Annotated in this window: 15 protein-coding genes; 6 read left to right on the top strand and 9 right to left on the bottom strand. The window is 70.2% G+C overall.

Going from position 1 to position 17,000, the window contains the following annotated elements:
* The first annotated feature begins 14 nt into the window (after positions 1–14).
* Entirely contained in the window at positions 15–1,034 is a 1,020-nt protein-coding gene (gene adhP / locus ABD240_RS12205; RefSeq protein WP_344337508.1) for an alcohol dehydrogenase AdhP, read from the top strand.
* 332 nt (positions 1,035–1,366) lie between these two features.
* On the opposite strand, the gene ABD240_RS12200 is transcribed toward adhP, so the two are convergent.
* The gene (locus tag ABD240_RS12200; RefSeq protein WP_291794196.1) at positions 1,367–1,915 is read right to left on the bottom strand and encodes a TetR/AcrR family transcriptional regulator; all 549 of its coding nucleotides are present in this window, start codon (positions 1,913–1,915) and stop codon (positions 1,367–1,369) included.
* Between the two features lie 93 nt (positions 1,916–2,008).
* Here ABD240_RS12200 and ABD240_RS12195 point away from each other — a divergent pair, with 93 nt between their 5' ends.
* A complete protein-coding gene (locus ABD240_RS12195; RefSeq protein WP_344337505.1) occupies positions 2,009–3,589 on the top strand; it encodes an MFS transporter in 1,581 nt (526 codons plus the stop codon).
* Between the two features lie 65 nt (positions 3,590–3,654).
* On the opposite strand, the gene ABD240_RS12190 is transcribed toward ABD240_RS12195, so the two are convergent.
* The 8 genes from ABD240_RS12190 to ABD240_RS12155 form a co-directional block, all read right to left on the bottom strand.
* Entirely contained in the window at positions 3,655–5,436 is a 1,782-nt protein-coding gene (locus ABD240_RS12190; protein ID WP_344337503.1) for a thiamine pyrophosphate-binding protein, read from the bottom strand.
* Positions 5,433–6,467, bottom strand: coding sequence for an agmatinase (gene speB, locus ABD240_RS12185; protein ID WP_344337501.1), 1,035 nt, complete (start codon positions 6,465–6,467; stop codon positions 5,433–5,435). The genes ABD240_RS12190 and speB overlap by 4 nt, the downstream gene beginning before the upstream one ends.
* A gap of 76 nt (positions 6,468–6,543) precedes the next feature.
* Entirely contained in the window at positions 6,544–7,536 is a 993-nt protein-coding gene (locus ABD240_RS12180) for a tetratricopeptide repeat protein (protein WP_344337499.1), read from the bottom strand.
* On the bottom strand, positions 7,533–8,546 hold the full coding sequence (locus tag ABD240_RS12175) for a vWA domain-containing protein (protein WP_344337497.1): 1,014 nt from the start codon (positions 8,544–8,546) through the stop codon (positions 7,533–7,535). Before ABD240_RS12175 ends, ABD240_RS12180 begins: the two co-directional genes overlap by 4 nt.
* Positions 8,543–9,520 (bottom strand): vWA domain-containing protein, encoded by a 978-nt coding sequence (locus ABD240_RS12170; protein WP_291795160.1) that lies wholly within the window; start codon positions 9,518–9,520, stop codon positions 8,543–8,545. Before ABD240_RS12170 ends, ABD240_RS12175 begins: the two co-directional genes overlap by 4 nt.
* Positions 9,517–9,960 (bottom strand): c-type cytochrome biogenesis protein CcmI, encoded by a 444-nt coding sequence (gene ccmI, locus ABD240_RS12165; protein ID WP_291795158.1) that lies wholly within the window; start codon positions 9,958–9,960, stop codon positions 9,517–9,519. The genes ABD240_RS12170 and ccmI overlap by 4 nt, the downstream gene beginning before the upstream one ends.
* Positions 9,950–10,945, bottom strand: coding sequence for a DUF58 domain-containing protein (locus tag ABD240_RS12160; RefSeq protein ID WP_291795156.1), 996 nt, complete (start codon positions 10,943–10,945; stop codon positions 9,950–9,952). Before ABD240_RS12160 ends, ccmI begins: the two co-directional genes overlap by 11 nt.
* A gap of 58 nt (positions 10,946–11,003) precedes the next feature.
* Positions 11,004–11,999, bottom strand: a complete 996-nt coding sequence (locus tag ABD240_RS12155; RefSeq protein WP_344337494.1) for an AAA family ATPase — start codon at positions 11,997–11,999, stop codon at positions 11,004–11,006.
* A 496-nt stretch (positions 12,000–12,495) separates the two neighbouring features.
* Here ABD240_RS12155 and nrdH point away from each other — a divergent pair, with 496 nt between their 5' ends.
* The 4 genes from nrdH to nrdF all read left to right on the top strand — a co-directional run bounded on the left by nrdH (position 12,496) and on the right by nrdF (position 16,428).
* Entirely contained in the window at positions 12,496–12,744 is a 249-nt protein-coding gene (gene nrdH, locus ABD240_RS12150; protein ID WP_291795152.1) for a glutaredoxin-like protein NrdH, read from the top strand.
* Between the two features lie 15 nt (positions 12,745–12,759).
* Positions 12,760–13,173, top strand: a complete 414-nt coding sequence (gene nrdI / locus ABD240_RS12145) for a class Ib ribonucleoside-diphosphate reductase assembly flavoprotein NrdI (protein WP_291795150.1) — start codon at positions 12,760–12,762, stop codon at positions 13,171–13,173.
* On the top strand, positions 13,152–15,305 hold the full coding sequence (gene nrdE / locus ABD240_RS12140) for a class 1b ribonucleoside-diphosphate reductase subunit alpha (protein ID WP_425547016.1): 2,154 nt from the start codon (positions 13,152–13,154) through the stop codon (positions 15,303–15,305). The genes nrdI and nrdE overlap by 22 nt, the downstream gene beginning before the upstream one ends.
* Before the next feature lie 148 nt (positions 15,306–15,453).
* On the top strand, positions 15,454–16,428 hold the full coding sequence (nrdF, locus tag ABD240_RS12135) for a class 1b ribonucleoside-diphosphate reductase subunit beta (RefSeq protein ID WP_344337491.1): 975 nt from the start codon (positions 15,454–15,456) through the stop codon (positions 16,426–16,428).
* Positions 16,429–17,000 lie beyond the last annotated feature (572 nt).

Here is a 17,000-nt window from a genome sequence, read left to right as displayed (position 1 = left end):
CAGAGGAGACGGACATGACAACCATGAAGGCAGCAGTCGTCAACGAGTTCGGCCACGAGGTCCAGGTCACAGATTATCAGAAGCCGGAACCCGGCCGCGGGCAGGTGCTCGTCCGGCTGATCTCCACCGGCGTCTGCCACACCGACCTCCACGCACTGGAGGGGGACTGGCCGGTGAAGCCCAGCCCGCCCTTCGTGCCCGGTCACGAGGGCGTGGGCGTCGTCGAGGCCGTGGGCGAGGGCGTCAGCGGCATCGCCGTGGGCGACACGGTCGGCAACGCCTGGCTGTGGAGTTCCTGCGGCGAGTGCGAGTACTGCCGCACGGGCTGGGAGACCCTCTGCGAGCAGCAGCAGAACGGCGGGTACTCGGTGGACGGCTCGTTCGGCGAGTACATGCTGGTCGACGCCCGCCACGCCGCGCACATCCCGGAAGGGGCCGATCCCTACGAGATCGCGCCGGTGCTCTGCGCAGGGGTCACGGTGTACAAGGGCCTCAAGCAGACGGAGGTGCGGCCGGGGCAGTGGGTCGTCATCTCCGGGATCGGCGGCCTGGGGCACATCGCGGTGCAGTACGCCGTGGCGATGGGCATGCGCGTGGCGGCGGTGGACATCGCGGACGACAAGCTGGCGCTCGCGAAGAAGCACGGAGCCGAGGTCCTGGTCAACGGCATGAGCGGTGATCCCGCAGCGGAGATCCAGGAGAAGACCGGCGGTGCGCACGGCGTGCTGGTCACCGCGGTCCACCCGGCAGCCTTCGGACAGGCGATCGGGATGACGCGGCGCGGCGGCACCATCGTCTTCAACGGGCTGCCTCCGGGCGAGTTCCCGGCACCCATCTTCGACATCGTGCTCAAGGGCCTGACGATCCGCGGCTCGATCGTCGGCACGCGGCAGGACATGGTCGAGGCGCTGGACTTCTACGCCCGCGGACTCATCCACCCCACCTATCACCGGCGTCCGCTGGAGGACATGAACGCCGTTCTCGATGAGATGCGCCACGGCAAGATCGACGGCCGCGTGGTCATCGAGTTCTGACCCCCTCAAGCCGCGGGCGGGTTCCGGTGAAACGTCTGCCGCCGGGATCCGCCCGCACACCACCCGTCCGGCAGGCCGGCGCGGCGAGGCTGTGCGCCGCCGCGCCGCCGTCCCGGACAGCACTGAGCCCGGCGAGACCTTCTCGCCGGGCTCAGTGCTGCGCGGGGGCGGGGCCGTCGGGCCGGGTGCGAAGGCGGGGTGGTTGAGGCCGTGGGCGGGGACTGGCGGAGGGTGGCTGGCTGTGTGCAGAGGCGAACGGAGGGCGGGCGTCGGCCGGGCGCGAGTAGGAACGGAGGACGGGCGGCTGGGTGCGCGGACCGGCTCTGTGCGCGTCAGCCGCGGGCGGAGCGGCGGAGTGTCTCGACGACGCCCAGCAGATCCTCGACGTCCGGCAGGCCGCGGACCGCCTCCGCAGCAGCCTCGCCGTCGACGGCGAGGGAGGCGTGGTAGTAGAGGCCGTCTCCCATGAGCAGGATCGCCGCGGACACGGTGGGGTCCCCGATCTCCTCGTCGATGGCCGCGAGCCACTGCTGCCGCAGGTCCTGGATCGCCTGCCGTGCCCGCGGGTCGGAGCCCTGGGCGAGGCAGACGGTGGCGAGGATGGTCCGGTCGAAGGCGCTGTCCTCGACCACCGAGGTGGCGATGTAGCGGGCTGCCGGCCCCTCCGGTGCCTCGCGCATGGCGCTCACATCGATCTCCGCCCGCGTGCGGAGCCTCTCGATGAGCCCGTCGATGAGCGCGCTCTTCGAACCGAAGTGGTAGAGGAGCCCTCCCTTCGAGACCGCGGCGCGGGCGGCCACCGCGTCCAGGGTGGCGGTGCGCTCTCCGTCTTCTATGAGGATCGACTCGAACGCGTCGAGGACTTCTTCGCGGGCAGACATGTGCACGACCTTACACAACCTCGCGCTTGCGCTAAACCGTCCGGACGGTACAGTTGGAGTGTCCGCCCCGAGAGCGAAAGCAGAGCAAGCCCCATGACCGTGTCGAACGCCGCAGAGCCTGTGCGCGCCATCCGTCCCGCAGCACCCGCGAGCCCGCTGCCCACGGCCACCCGCCGGTGGGCGGCGCTGGCCGTCCTCATGCTGCCGGTCCTCCTCGTGTCCCTCGACAACACGGTGCTCGCCTTCGCGCTGCCGGAGATCTCCGCCGCGCTCGCGCCCAGCGGTGCGCAGCTGCTGTGGGTCGTGGACATCTACTCCCTCGTGCTCGCAGGCCTGCTCGTGCCGATGGGCAGCCTGGGGGACAGGTTCGGCCGGAAGCGCCTGCTGCTCCTCGGCAGCCTGGGCTTCGCCGTGGTCTCCGCCGCGGCGGCGTTCGTGCCCACCGCGGAGGCGCTCATCACGGCGCGCGCGGCTCTGGGCTTCTTCGGCGCGATGCTCATGCCGGCGACGCTCTCGCTGATCCGCAACATCTTCACCGACCGTGCCGAGCGGCGCATGGCCATCGCGGTGTGGGCCGCCGGATTCTCCGGGGGAGCGGCCCTGGGACCCATCGTGGGCGGATTCCTGCTCGAGCACTTCTGGTGGGGATCCATCTTCCTCATGGCGGTGCCGGTCCTCGTCCCGCTGCTCGTGCTGGGCCTCTGGCTCCTGCCGGAGTCCAGGGATCCGCACCCGGGCCCCGTGGACCCGGTGAGCATCGTCCTCGTGATGCTCACGATGACCCCGCTCGTGTGGGCCATCAAGGAGGGTTCGCAGTACGGCCTGGTCCCGCCCGTGCTCCTGGCAGTGGCAGTGGGTGCGGTCGCGGGAGTGCTGTTCGTCCGCAGGCAGCTGCGCCGCACCACGCCCATGCTCGATGTCCGGCTGTTCGCGGTGCCGCAGTTCACCGGAGCGGTCGCGGCCAACCTGCTGAGCGTGTTCTCCCTCGTGGGCTTCCTCTACTTCATCTCCCAGCACCTGCAGCTGGTGAGCGGTCGCGGACCCATGGAGGCGGGGATGCTGCTCCTGCCGGGCCTCGTCGTCACCGTCATCGCCGGCCTGCTGGTGGGTCGCCTGGTGCGCGTCATGCGTCCGTCGCACGTCGTGGCAGCCGGTCTGCTGCTGAATGCGGTGGGATACGGTGTCGTGCTGCTGAGCGGCCAGGCCGGCTCGGACCTCGGGCTGCTCATCGCGTTCGCCGTGATCGGTGCCGGTGTGGGGGCGGCGGAGACACTCACCAACGACGTGATCCTCGCGGCGGTGCCGCCGCAGAAGGCGGGCGCGGCCTCGGCGATCTCCGAGACCGCCTATGAGACCGGTGCCGTGCTGGGCACCGCGGTGCTCGGCAGCATCCTCAATGCCGCCTACCGCGCACACGTCGACCTGCCGGACGCGCTCACGGCCTCTCAGGCCGGGGTCGCGGGAGAGACGCTCGGCGGTGCCGCGGAGGTGGCGCGGGCCCAGACCGCGGAGGTCGCCTCCCAGCTCATGGAGTCCGCGAAGCACGCCTTCGACTCCGGAGTGGTGCTCACCTCGGCGATCGCGGCGGTGCTCATGGTCGCCGCGGCGGTCATGTCGCTCGTCACCCTGCGGAACGCGACGGCGGACGCGGATTCAGCGGACGCGGGGCACTGAGCGCCGCCGGTCCGGGCGGCGCTGACGCCGGCCGGTTCCAGCTCAGACGGGCCGATTCCGGCGGCCTATCGCGCCGCAGCGCGGACGTGGATGACGGTGGGTCTCGCCGCCTCCAAGGCGACGGTGAGGGCACGGGAGAATTCGTCTGCGAGCTCAGCCTCCTCGAGCGTGATTCCGTGTGCGCCCATCGCCCTGCCGAGGCCTGCGAAGTCGGGAGTGCGGAGACGGACGGCGAACGGTGCGATGCCGCGCGCATCCATCTGGTGCTCGATCTCCTCGTAGCCGCCGTTGTCCACGACGACGAACGGGATCGCCAGCCCCAGTTCCGCTGCCGTCATGATCTCCTGGACGGAGAACATGGCGGCGCCGTCACCCACCACGCACACCACCCGGCGGTGCGGCGCGGCGAGCTTGGCCCCCAGCGCGGCGGGGATGCCGTAGCCCAGCGTCGCGAAGCCCGGCATGTAGAGCAGCTGGTCCGGAGCCTGAGCTCGCAGTGCGTGCACCGCGCCGTCGTAGGTGACGCGGGAGGAATCCCCGGCGACCACGATCTCCGGCCCCGCGGCCTCCTGCACGAGTGCGGTCACGCGGGCTCCGAGAGTGGACGCGTCGAACTCCGCGTCCGCCCGCGCCCGCAGCGCACGGGCCCGTGCGGCACCGGGCGTGTCGGCACGGGCGGTGTCCGTCGTCTCAGGACCGTCTGCCGCCGGGGCAGCGCCTGCACCGTTCCTCTCCAGCTCTTGGAGCAGCGCCCGTGCGCAGGCGGCGGCGTCGCCCAGGAGAGGCACATCCGCCGCGAGGTTCTTGTGCAGCTGCTCTGGATCGACATCGCAGCGGATCACCGTCTGCATACCGGGCGCGCCCGTACGGTGGGAGACGCTGTCCGATGCGGTGTCCACGGCTGCGCTCGCCGCGGGTGTGCTCCCCGGCCGCGCACTCGTCTCCGCTGCCGATGCGCTCGCCGCCGGCGGTGCCCCGATCGTCCCGCCCCACAGGTCGGAGTCGCCCAGCTCGGAGCCCATGACGAGGAGGACATCGGCCTCCCGGGAGGCCTGCTGCACGGACGGGAAGCGGACGGACGCGCCCACGGCCAGCGGGTGTGATTCGTCGAGGACACCTTTGCCGTTCGCCGTGGTGACGAGCGGTGCGTCGAGCGCCTCTGCCAGCAGGCGCAGCTCCGTCCCCGCGCGGCGGGTGCCGCCCCCGGCGAGGAGGAGGGGACTCCGGGCCGCACGCAGAGCTGCCGCGGCCCGCCGTACGGCACCCTGCGGCGGCAGCGGCACGGTGCAGTCCGCCGGCTCCGGGACCTCGCCGTGCCAGGGCCCCTCCAGGACGTCGAGGGGGATCTCGATGTGCACGGGCCGGGGCCTGCGGGTGCGGAAGCGGGCGAACGCCCGCGACACGGCCTCGGCGGCGGCCTCCGCGGTGCGCGGACGGTGCGCCGCGCCCAGCACGGCGGCCGCCATGCCGTGGGAATCGCGCGTCTCGTGGAGCGTGCCCGCATCCGCGTGCTCGGCACCCGTGGGCGGGCCGGGGGAGAGGAGCAGCAGCGGGCGGGACTCCGCATAGGCGGTGGCCGCCGCGGTGAGGACGTTCGTGAGCCCCGGGCCCGAGGTCGTGAGCACCACGCCCGGCAGGCCCGTCATGAGCGCCCAGCCGTCCGCCGCGTACCCCGCGCCCTGTTCGTGCCGGGTCGTGACCGCGCGGATGCCGTGCGCGGGCAGGTGCCGGTAGAGCTCGAGGTTGTGGGTCCCCGGGATGCCGAACACGGTGTCCACGCCGTGCGCGGCCAGTGCGGAGACGACGGCGAGGCCGCCGTTGCGGATGCCTCCCGGCTCCGTGCTCATGCCCGGCCCTCCTGCACAGCGGTCCGGCCGTCCTGCGCAGCGGTCCGGCCGTCCGCGGCCGCGGCACCCCAGAGCGAGAGGACCTCGTAGCCCAGCGCGGCTGCGGCGAGCCCGGTGATCTCCGCGTGGTCGTAGGCCGGTGCCACTTCGACGATCTCCGCCCCGACGACGTCCAGGCCGGCCAGGCCGCGCACGGCGCCCAGGAGCTCCCGGCTCGTGAGGCCGCCGGCCTCCGGGGTGCCCGTGCCGGGAGCGGCGGCGGGGTCGAGCACGTCGATGTCGATCGAGAGGTAGACGGGCGCATCACCCAGCCGGGCGCGGATGCGGTCCACGATCGCCGGCAGCGGCTGCTCCTCGAAGTCGTCCGCGCGGATGATCTGGAACCCCAGGACGCCGTCGTCCTCGAGATCCTCCGGACCGTAGAGGGGGCCGCGGATGCCCACGTGCAGGCAGTGCTTCGGATCGAGCAGTCCCTCCTCGCTCGCGCGGCGGAACGGCGTCCCGTGCGTGTAGGGCGCTCCCATGTACGTGTCCCAGGTGTCCAGGTGCGCGTCGAAGTGGAGGACGGCCACCCGGCCGTGGGTGCGGTGGACGGAGCGGAGGTTGGGCAGTGCGAGGGTGTGGTCGCCGCCGAGCGTGAGGAGGCGGGCGTCGTGGGCGCGCATGGCGTCCGCGTTCTCCTCCACCGCGATGATGGCGGCCTCGATGTCGAAGGGATTCACCCCCAGGTTGCCGCAGTCCGCGATCTGCTGCACGGCAAAGGGGCTCACCCCCGTGGCCTGGTTGAAGGGCCGGAGCAGCTTGGACGAGGCACGGATGTGGTCGGGGCCGAACCGCGCGCCGGGCCGGTAGCTCACGCCCGCGTCGAAGGGAACGCCCACGATCCGCACATCGGGTTCGACGCCGGGACGGGCCGCGCGGACCTCGTCGAGGCGGGGGAGGAGGCCGAAGGTGGGGGGACCGGCGAAGCGCGGGGTGCGGCTGTAGTCGGCCGGGCCGAGGGGCTGCGGATCGGACTGCGCGTCTGTCACTGTGTCTCTCCTCGAGGCGTCGCTGCAGCGGGACATGCCCTCATCGTGGCACACGGGCGGGCCCCGGGCGAGGCGTTCACCACGGCTTCACATCGGGCCCGCGCACGCCCGAACCCTGGCCGGAGTTCGACTCGGAGTAGCGCTCCTCGGACTCGCCCTGGCGCTTCCGCAGCTCCTCCAGCTTCTCGCTCTCGGCGCCGCCCTCACCGGGGCTCTCCTCGGATCCTCCTCCCGCGTCCTGGCCGCCCTCCTCGGAACCGCCGCCGGGCTCCGAGCCCTCGGCCTCCTCCTCGGGCGGTGCGTCCCCGTCACCCTCGCCGGAGCCCTCACCCGAGTCCTCGGAGGCCTGGTCCTCCTCCGGTTCGGCCTCCTCGGGGCTGTTCATCTCCTTCTGCGAGCCCTCCACGCGCTCCTGCTGCCCATCCATCTGCTGGTCCTGCTCGGAACCCTCCGGACGGCACTCCTCCGGGGCGTCCTCCAGCGTCGCGCGGGCCGCGTCGTAGCGGGAGTTCGCCCCGTCGGTGTCGCCCGAATCGCGGAGCGTGTCCGCCTGCTCCTCCTGCACGAGCGCGAGGTTCTGGCGGACCGCGCACTCGTCCGCCTCGGGGGTGAGTTCGAGCGCACGTCCCAGAGCGGCCTCGGCCTCGTCGAGCCTGCCGGCACCGGCGTGCGCGGTGCCCACCGCGAAGTGGCCCTTGTGCCGCTCCCACGGACTCAGCCGGAGGAACCTCTCGCCGGAGGCCTGTGCTGCGTCGAAGTCACCGCCGGCGTAGGCGGAGCGCGCGGCCTGCAGCTGCCAGTGGACCGTGCCGGAGAATCCGCCCGCCGCGAGGAGCACCACCACGACGGCGAGGAGCCCGAGGTGGCGGCGGAGAGCCCGCAGCACCCCGCCCGCTCCGCGGCGCACGCGTCCGGAGGCCTTCCCCGGGGTCTTCCCGGAGGCCTTCCCGGGGCCCACACTTCCCGCAGCGGCACCCGCACTTCCCGCAGCGGCACCCGCGGCTCCGGCCTCGGACCCGGCGGTCGCCACCGGCGCTTCCGTCTGCGTCCCCTGCTCCGTGCCGTTCATCGGGTCCTCCTGACCGCGGGCCGTGCGAGCGGACCCAGCTTCCTGATCCCGCGTGCAGCGAGGAAGCCCTCCGCCGCGAGCCAGGCGGCGAGCGGGAGGAAGAGGATCCAGGTGAGCTCGGCGACCCCGGCGTCGGTCTCCTCCCGCTCCTCGACCAGACGTTCCGCGTCCGGGAACTCGAAGTCCGCCTCCGTCCCTGCGCTGCGGTGGACGAAGTCGGTGCCGAGCTCGCCGGCGATGCGCTGCAGCGCCGCGGGATCCGCGTGCGAGACGGCGGGCGCATCGGTCGCCGGGTCTCGGATGTAGGCGGGCTCGGCATCGCTCCAGTAGCTGGCCGTCTCCAGCATCCTGCCCCCGGCCTCCGTGCCGTAGCCGTACACGGCACCGCCGTCCACGAGGTCCGCGAGTTCCGCCATCGAGGCAGGCTCCGTGTCCGCCGTCTGCTCCCCGTCGCCCAGGTAGAAGAGGAGCCGGGCGTTCTCCGGACGGTCCTCGGCCGCCTTCTCCAGGCGGCCGCGGAGGTGCTCCAGCGGTTCGGTGATGGAGCTGCCGGAGGAGTACTGGGTGAGCTCCGGACGCAGCACCTCCAGCGCGGAGCGCACGGCGGCGTCGTCGGTGGTGAGCGGGACCACCGTCTGCGTCGTGGAGGCGAACGTGATGAGCGTGAAGCGCGCGTCCGGTGCCTGCTCCATGAGATGTGCGATGTCCTGGGCGACGCCGTCCAACCGCGGCGAGTCCCCGTCCCAGTCCTCCGCGACCATCGAGGCCGTGGTGTCGACGGCGACGAAGACGTCCAGCGCCGCCTCGGCCCGTTCGGTCAGCGCCGGGACGGGGTGCCCCGGGCGCAGCAGTGCCAGTGCGAGGACGACGACCGCGCCCGCCCGCAGGGACCACTGCAGGCGGCGTCCGCGCGTGCGCACGGCCAGGAGGACGCATCCGCCCGCGACTGCGACGGTCAGCAGCGCCAGCACCGGCCACGGCAGCACGGGGGAGAGGACGAGGGAGTTCACAGCTTGAGCCTCCAGGCGCAGACCAGCAGGACGAGCACGCCCACGCCGGTGCCGATGAGCGGGACGAGGGGGCGGTCGTGGAACAGGGTGACGGAGCGGCCGTCCGTGAGTTCCGCCTCCGTCCGCTGGACGGAGCTCACGATCCTCTCCACTCCCGCCCCGTCCGACATCGAGTGCATCTCCCCACCCGTCTGCTGGGCCGCGCGCTCGAGCTCGTCGAGGGCGGAGGTGAAGTACCAGGAGTCGGGCGCGAGCGCGTACACGCGGACGCCGGCGGACTCGGCGATGCCGGCGGCCTCGTCGAGGCTGAAGAGCGGAGTGCCCGCGAGTTCGTTGTCGGTGGCGAGGACGATCGAGCGGCTGCGCTCCTCGTCCCGCCGGTCGAAGGCGTCGACGCAGCTCGTGAGCCCATCGCCGATGAGCGAGGAGCCCGGCACGGTCTCCGGCTGGGTCGCCATGAGGAAGTCCAGGCCGTCCGTGCCCCAGCTCGTGAGGCCCTCGTGGGCCTCGGCGAGGAAGTCCGCGGCCATGTCGTAGTCGTCGGTGAGGGGGAAGACGGTGACGGCGGTCGAGTTGAACACCGTCATGCCTATCCGCTCGCCGTCGAAGGACTCGACCATCGAGGCGTAGGCCTCGATGATCTCCGCGTCATAGCCCAGCATGGAGCCGGAGGTGTCGAGGCAGAGCATGACGTCGCGCAGATGGCGTTTGGGGCTGATCGTCTCCTGCACCGTGGGCCGCGAGAGACCGGCAAGCGCGAAGGCACCGGTGAGCGCGGCGACCAGGAGGAGCGCGAGGGAGCCGAGGAGCGCACGGCGGCGCGCCCGCACATAGGCGGGCAGTGCGGTGAGGCGATGGAGGTAGGCCACGGGGGCACCGCCTCGGGCGCGGGAGGGGAGGAGGAACGCGAGGAGGACGCCCAGCAGCGCGAGGGCTCCCACCGTCACCGCCAGCCACAGGAGGGGGCGGATCACCACTGCGTGATCACCTCCCGGCTCAGGCGGAGCTCCCGGTCGATGCCGGCGGGCTCCTCACGGGCGAACTCCGCATCGTAGAGATGCGCGATCGCATCCGCGAGCGGGCCCACGCCCCGCTCGCGCATCTCGCGGACGGTCATGTGCTCCGTCCGCAGGCCCCAGGCGGCCCCGGCGAACTCCCGCAGCAGTGCGCTGAGCTCCTGTGCGGCCGTCCGCCCGGTGAGTTCGCCGGCCGCGGCGCGGGCCTCCACCTCGTCGAGGCGTGCGGCGTAGGTGGTGCGGACGTGTTCCGGCACCGGTCCCACCGCGGCGCGCGCGGCGCGGAGCCTGCGCATGAGCGGCAGGAACAGGAGGAGCACGGCGACGAGGACGAGGAAGACGGCGCCGGCGAGCCAGAAGTCGCTCGCGCCCAGGGGCGGCATGAGCTCAGCGGACACGGCGGTGCCTCTCCGCGAGGCGGTGGAAGGCGGGGACGGCCTCCCGGGTCGCGCCCACGGTCTCGTGCAGCGCACCGGCGGCCCGGAGGACGCGGTGCGCCTCCGCACGCCGCTGCTCCTCCGCCCGCGCGTACTCCGCACGCAGGTGCTCATCGACGGTGAGGGACTCCGGGACGGAGGCTCCGGCGGGGACGGCACGGCCGGTGGGGGCAGGCGCGCCCGCGGAGGCGGTGCCGCTGTGCATCGCGCCCGCAGGCCCCGCACCCGGATGCGGGGCGTTCCCGGAGAAGGCCGCGAGCGCGATGTCGAAGGGCCGCTGCTCCTCGGCGGCGAGCGCGAGCGGATCCGCCTCCGCGATCGTGATCCACAGGATCTCGTGATGGGCGGTGATGCGGCGCAGGAGGCGCAGGGCTCCCTCGTGCAGGTCGATCTCGTCGGAGACGACGACGAGGAGGTGCCGGCGGCGCAGGCGTGTGGACAGCCAGGCGAGGTGGTCGAGGACGGTGAGCGGGTCCGGTGCTCCCCGCTGCGCGAGGATGCGGCGGAGCAGGTGTTCGAGGCCGGCCTCGCTGGACTCCGGCCTGCTCAGGCGGGTCCGGCGCCCGTCGCCCGTGATGAGGCAGACCTCGTCGCCGCCGCGCACGGCGAACCAGCCGGCCAGCCCTGCGAGCAGGATCGCGAGGTCACGTTTGGACTCGCCCCCTGCGGCGAGCGCGTCCATCGTGGCGCCTGCCGCCACCACCAGGCCCAGGCGCAGGCGCCGGTGCTCCGCGTAGCGCTTGACGAGCGGGGCGCTGTGCCGGGCGGAGGCCTTCCAGTCGATGTCGCGGATCTCGTCACCGGGCACGTACTCGCGCAGGTCGTCGAACTCGAGGGACCGGCCGTGGAACACGGAGGAGCGGCCGCCGTCCAGCAGATTGGCGACCCGTCGGTGCGTGTGCAGGGTCAGCTGCGCGCGGATGCGGGGGAGGAGGGCCTGGCTCACAGGGTCCTCCCCTCGTTCCTGCGCGCAGGTGGGGGAGCGGAGAGGCCGGGCACCGGGCTCACGGGGTCCTCACCCTGCCCAGGATGTCCGTCACCAGGTGCGTGGCGGTGACGCCTTCCGCGATCGCCTCGAAGGTGAGCGCGATCCGGTGTCCCAGCACCCGGTGTGCGAGGTCCTTCACGTCCTCAGGGATGACGTAGTTGCGGCCGCGGATGAGCGCGAGCGCACGCGAGGCGCGGGTGAAGGCGATGGAGGCGCGCGGTGAGGCGCCGGCCTCGATGAGCGAGCCCTTGGGACCCAGCACCCGCTCCGCCGCACGGGTGGCCCAGACGAGTTCCACGATGTAGCGGCTGATCGCCGGGTCGATGTAGATGTGCCGTGCGGACTCCTGCATGGAGCGCAGCTCCTCCACCGTGCAGGCCGGGTCCGGGTGCGTCTCGAAGACGCCCGCGTCCATGCGGGTGAGGATCTCCAGCTCCTCCTCCGGCGTGGGGTAGGCGAGCAGGTCCTTGAGCATGAAGCGGTCCAGCTGCGCCTCCGGCAGTGGGTGGGTGCCCTCCTGCTCGATGGGGTTCTGCGTCGCCATGACGAGGAACGGGCTGGGCAGGTCGTAGCGGACTCCGCCGATCGTCGTCTGCCGCTCCTGCATCGCCTCCAGCATGGCCGACTGCGTCTTGGCGCTCGAGCGGTTGATCTCGTCCAGCAGCACGATGTGGGCGTGGACGGGGCCCAGCTTCGTCTCGAAGGTGTTGGCGGAGGAGTTGAAGATCTGGGTGCCGATGATGTCGCTGGGCAGGAGGTCCGGCGTGCACTGGATGCGGGCGAAGGAGGAGGAGACGGCGCCGGCGAGGCTGGCGGCAGCCGTGGTCTTCGCCAGCCCCGGGACGCTCTCCAGGAGCACGTGCCCCTCCGTGAGGAGGCCGATGAGCAGCGTCTCCTGCAACCGCTGCTGGCCCACCACGAACGTGTTCACGTAGGAGCGCACCCGGGCCAGCACCTCGGCGGCGGTGGTGATCTCGCGCGTGTCCGCGGGGGCGGGCTGGTGGCGTGCCATCTGTGTTCTCCTCCCGGCGGTGTGCCCGCCGCGCGTCCGTGTGCTGTGCACCACCGTATCGGCACCCGCGGACACGGGCGCGCGGGGAGTGTGGCGGTCCGGGAACACGCCCGGATGTGATGCTCGGCTCCTCTCTGAGAAATCCCTGTGCAGTGAGCCGCCGGCGGTGCCTGGGGACGACGGCGCGGGTCCCGGCGGGGGCGGAGCGCGCCTTCCCGCGGCAGCAGTGGGAAGGCGAACCACACGACTGTCGTTCCCACCCTGTGGAGAACCTCGCCGAGGCTGTGCACGGGGGTGTGCGCGACACGCCGACGGCAGGATTCACTGCGGGAATCACAATGGCGTAAGCACACGATGTGGGGGTACGCTTGTCTCCGGACACAACATCTAGTGGTTGGGCCGTCGAGGCCGGAACTCCCGCACGAACCGCGCGAACACCGCGGAGACGCGCGGCGGAGGACCCCGGAACGGCTGCCGAGGAAGGTCGAGGAGCCCCATGATCACCGTCTACACGAAGCCCGCATGCATGCAGTGCAGCGCCACGTTCCGTGCGCTCGACGCCAAGGGCGTCGAGTACCGGAGCGTCGACCTCAGCGAGGACCCCGGTGCCCTCGACGTGGTCAAGGCGATGGGCTACATGCAGGCACCCGTCGTGGTGACGGACAATGACCACTGGTCCGGCTTCCGCCCGGACAAGATCGGTGCTCTCGGCGCTGAGGCGAGCACCGCGGCGACAGTGGCCTGAGAGTGTGACGGGCCCGTGCTCGTCGTCTACTACTCGAGTCCGTCGGAGTACACGCACCGCTTCGCGGCGAAGCTGCACCACCCGGTGCGGCGGCTGCCGCTGCTGACGAAGGACGAGATGCCCGTCGTGGACGAGCCCTTCGTCCTCATCACACCCACCTACGGCGCCGGCCCCCACCGGGGGTCGGTGCCCAAGCAGGTCATCAAGTTCCTCAACATCAAGGCCAACCGTGAGCGTCTGCGGGGCGTGATCGGGGCCGGGAACACCAACTTCGGAGAGAACTACTGCCGCGCGGCGGACATCGTGTCCGCCAAGTGCGGTGTGCCCGTTCTCTACCGCTTCGAGCTCCTCGGCATGCCGGGGGACGCGGAGAACGTAGACAAGGGATTGGACGAACTGTGTCAAGCATCAGCGCCGCACGCGACGTAGAGGCCGTCATCCGTGAGGAGACGGACCTCGATTACCACGCGCTCAATGCCATGCTCAACCTCTACGATGCGGACGGCCGCATCCAGTTCGAGCGGGACAAGCAGGCCGCGCGTCAGTACTTCCTGCAGCACGTGAACAACAACACCGTCTTCTTCCACGACCTCAAGGAGAAGCTGGACTACCTCGTCGAGCACGACTACTACGAGCGTGAGGTGCTGGACCAGTACTCCTTCGAGTTCATCAAGGGCCTCTCGCAGCTGGCCTACGAGAAGAAGTTCCGCTTCCAGACCTTCCTGGGCGCCTTCAAGTACTACACCTCCTACACGCTCAAGACCTTCGACGGGAAGCGCTACCTGGAGCGGTTTGAGGACCGTGTGGTCATGGTGGCGCTGTTCCTGGCGCGCGGCGACGAGAAGCTCGCGACGCGGCTGGTGGAGGAGATCATCTCCGGCCGCTTCCAGCCGGCCACGCCCACCTTCCTCAACGCGGGGAAGAAGCAGCGCGGCGAGCTCGTCTCGTGCTTCCTGCTGCGGATCGAGGACAACATGGAGTCGATCGGCCGGTCCATCAACTCCGCCCTCCAGCTGTCCAAGCGCGGCGGCGGCGTGGCGTTCTCGCTCTCCAACATCCGCGAGCACGGCGCTCCCATCAAGAAGATCGAGAACCAGTCCTCCGGCGTCATCCCCGTCATGAAGCTGCTCGAGGACTCCTTCTCCTACGCCAACCAGCTGGGTGCGCGCCAGGGCGCAGGTGCGGTGTACCTGCACGCCCACCACCCGGACATCAACCGCTTCCTCGACACCAAGCGGGAGAACGCGGACGAGAAGATCCGCATCAAGACCCTCTCCCTGGGCGTCGTCATCCCGGACATCACGTTCGAGCTGGCCAAGCGCAAGGAGGACATGTACCTCTTCAGCCCGTACGACGTGGAGCGCGTCTACGGGGTGCCGTTCACGGAGATCTCCGTGACGGAGAAGTACTACGAGATGGTCGACGATGCGCGGATCCGCAAGACGAAGATCGACGCGCGCGAGTTCTTCCAGACGCTGGCGGAGATCCAGTTCGAGTCCGGCTACCCGTACATCATGTTCGAGGACACCGTGAACCGGGCCAACCCGATCGACGGCAAGGTCACGATGTCCAACCTGTGCTCGGAGATCCTGCAGGTCTCGGAGCCCAGCCGCTATGACGCGGACCTGGGCTACGAGACCGTGGGCAAGGACATCTCCTGCAACCTGGGCTCGCTCAACATCGCCCTCACGATGGACTCCGAGGACCTGGGGGCGACGGTGGAGACGGCGATCCGGGGCCTGACCGCGGTCTCGGAGACCTCGGACATCGACTCCGTGCCCTCCATCGCCCGCGGCAACGACATGAGCCACGCGGTGGGGCTGGGACAGATGAACCTGCACGGCTACCTCGCCCGCGAGCACATCCACTACGGCTCCGAGGAAGGGCTGGACTTCACGAACATGTACTTCTACACGGTCGCCTATCACGCGGTGCGCGCGTCGATGGAGATCGCGAAGGAGCGCGGGCGCACGTTCGCCGGCTTCGAGAAGTCCAAGTACGCCTCGGGCGAGTACTTCGACAAGTACACGGAGCAGGAGTGGAAGCCGCGCACGGAGCGCGTGGCGCAGCTGTTCGCGGACGCCGGTGTGCACATCCCCACGCAGGAGGACTGGGAGCAGCTGCGTGCGGACGTCGCCGAGCACGGCATCTACAACCAGAACCTGCAGGCGGTGCCGCCCACCGGTTCGATCTCCTACATCAACCACTCGACCTCGTCGATCCACCCGGTGGCCTCGAAGATCGAGATCCGCAAGGAGGGCAAGATCGGGCGCGTCTACTACCCGGCGCCCTTCATGACGAACGAGAACCTGGAGTACTACCAGGACGCGTACGAGATCGGCTACGAGAAGATCATCGACACCTACGCGGAGGCCACGCAGCACGTGGACCAGGGCCTCTCGCTCACGCTGTTCTTCAAGGACACCGCGACGACCCGCGACATCAACAAGGCGCAGATCTACGCGTGGCGGAAGGGCATCAAGACCCTGTACTACATCCGCCTGCGGCAGCTCGCGCTGGCCGGGACCGAGGTCGACGGCTGCGTGTCCTGCATGCTCTGACCGTTCCCCGCACACCCGTCCGCCTCCGGGCGGGCGGGTGTGTCCGCGCATCCGAGTACGCTGGCACTGCCGGTGCGGCGGCACGGCGCATGGAGCCGGCGCCGCCCGCGCTCCCACCCTTCGCAAGAGGAAGTCTGTAGAGGAAGCAATGACTGAGAAGCTCTCGCTCGTCTCCCATGTCGACGCGATCAACTGGAACCGGATCCAGGACGATGTGGACCTCGAGGTGTGGGATCGCCTCACCGCCAACTTCTGGCTGCCGGAGAAGGTCCCGCTGTCCAACGACGTGCCCTCCTGGTCGACGCTCACGGAGGAGGAGAAGACGCTGACCATGCGCGTCTTCACGGGGCTGACCCTGCTGGACACCATCCAGGGGACGGTGGGCGCCGTCTCGCTCATCCCTGATGCGCTCACGCCGCACGAGGAGGCCGTGTACACCAACATCGCGTTCATGGAGTCCGTGCACGCGAAGTCGTACTCCTCGATCTTCTCCACCCTGAGCTCGACCAAGGAGATCGACGAGGCGTTCCGCTGGTCCACGGAGAACCAGAACCTGCAGCGCAAGGCGGAGATCATCCTCTCCTACTACCACGGGGACGATCCGCTCAAGCGCAAGGTCGCCTCGACGCTGCTGGAGTCCTTCCTCTTCTACTCCGGCTTCTACCTGCCCATGTACTGGTCCTCGCGGGCCAAGCTCACGAACACCGCGGACCTCATCCGCCTCATCATCCGTGACGAGGCCGTGCACGGCTACTACATCGGCTACAAGTACCAGCGCGGCCTGGAGCAGGTGGACGAGGCGCGGCGTGAGGAGCTCAAGGAGTACACGTTCAACCTGCTCTTCGAGCTGTACGAGAACGAGGTGCAGTACACTCACGATCTCTACGACGGCGTGGGGCTGAGCGAGGACGTGAAGAAGTTCCTCCACTACAACGCGAACAAGGCGCTCATGAACCTGGGCTACGAGCCCATGTTCCCGCGCGAGGTCACGGACGTGAACCCGGCGATCCTGTCCGCGCTCTCGCCCAACAGCGACGAGAACCACGACTTCTTCTCCGGCTCCGGCTCGTCCTACGTGATCGGCAAGGCGGAGAACACCGAGGACGAGGATTGGGAGTTCTGAGATGGAGACACTAAAGCTTTGAGCGGTCTTCCATGGCAGTGGAAGACCGCTCAAATCCAGACCAGGGCCGGTCTGCTGCTTACGCAAAGCATCAGCCACGGTACTTCAGGATCGTTGGCAACCCAAAACGTGGGTGCCTCCTGCTGGTCTGAGTACACAGTAAGGAGGTCACGATGAGTGACCAGATTTTCGCCCAGGCGAACGGACGTAGACGAGCGGCCAGTATCGTGAAGTCGGCCCTCGGGGCGGGTCTGCCGGCCCAGAGATCACGTCAGTAGCGGGCAAGCCGTTGCCCCCGAGCTCGGGGCCCGGGCGAGGATACGTGCTTGTTGATCCAACACAGCACGCTCAGCGCTGATGTGAGGCGAAGTTCAGTCTCGTGACGCTGTAGGAGTGCAGGGGTGTGCTGCGAATGTCCGCAGCACACCCCTGGACTGTGTATGCCCCCGGGCCAGGCGTGCGGTTGCCCAATAGAGCTTCTGTAGTCCGGCAGGTGGTGTCGGGTCAGCCCGACCAAAGTCGTTTGGTGTCAGACGCGTGATCCCTGCTTGAGGGTTTGGCTGGGGAGCTGA

The organism is Brevibacterium salitolerans, from assembly GCF_039531405.1.
Taxonomy (GTDB): domain Bacteria; phylum Actinomycetota; class Actinomycetes; order Actinomycetales; family Brevibacteriaceae; genus Brevibacterium; species Brevibacterium salitolerans.
This window is presented reverse-complemented; position numbering and strand designations above follow the sequence as displayed.

What these genes read in the sequence shown, in the direction of transcription:
- adhP (WP_344337508.1), top strand. Translation starts at nt 15, where the DNA reads ATGACAACCATGAAGGCAGCAGTCGTCAACGAGTTCGGCCACGAGGTC.
- ABD240_RS12200 (WP_291794196.1), bottom strand. Translation starts at nt 1,915, where the DNA reads ATGTCTGCCCGCGAAGAAGTCCTCGACGCGTTCGAGTCGATCCTCATA.
- ABD240_RS12195 (WP_344337505.1), top strand. Translation starts at nt 2,009, where the DNA reads ATGACCGTGTCGAACGCCGCAGAGCCTGTGCGCGCCATCCGTCCCGCA.
- ABD240_RS12190 (WP_344337503.1), bottom strand. Translation starts at nt 5,436, where the DNA reads ATGAGCACGGAGCCGGGAGGCATCCGCAACGGCGGCCTCGCCGTCGTC.
- ABD240_RS12180 (WP_344337499.1), bottom strand. Translation starts at nt 7,536, where the DNA reads ATGAACGGCACGGAGCAGGGGACGCAGACGGAAGCGCCGGTGGCGACC.
- ABD240_RS12155 (WP_344337494.1), bottom strand. Translation starts at nt 11,999, where the DNA reads ATGGCACGCCACCAGCCCGCCCCCGCGGACACGCGCGAGATCACCACC.
- nrdH (WP_291795152.1), top strand. Translation starts at nt 12,496, where the DNA reads ATGATCACCGTCTACACGAAGCCCGCATGCATGCAGTGCAGCGCCACG.
- nrdF (WP_344337491.1), top strand. Translation starts at nt 15,454, where the DNA reads ATGACTGAGAAGCTCTCGCTCGTCTCCCATGTCGACGCGATCAACTGG.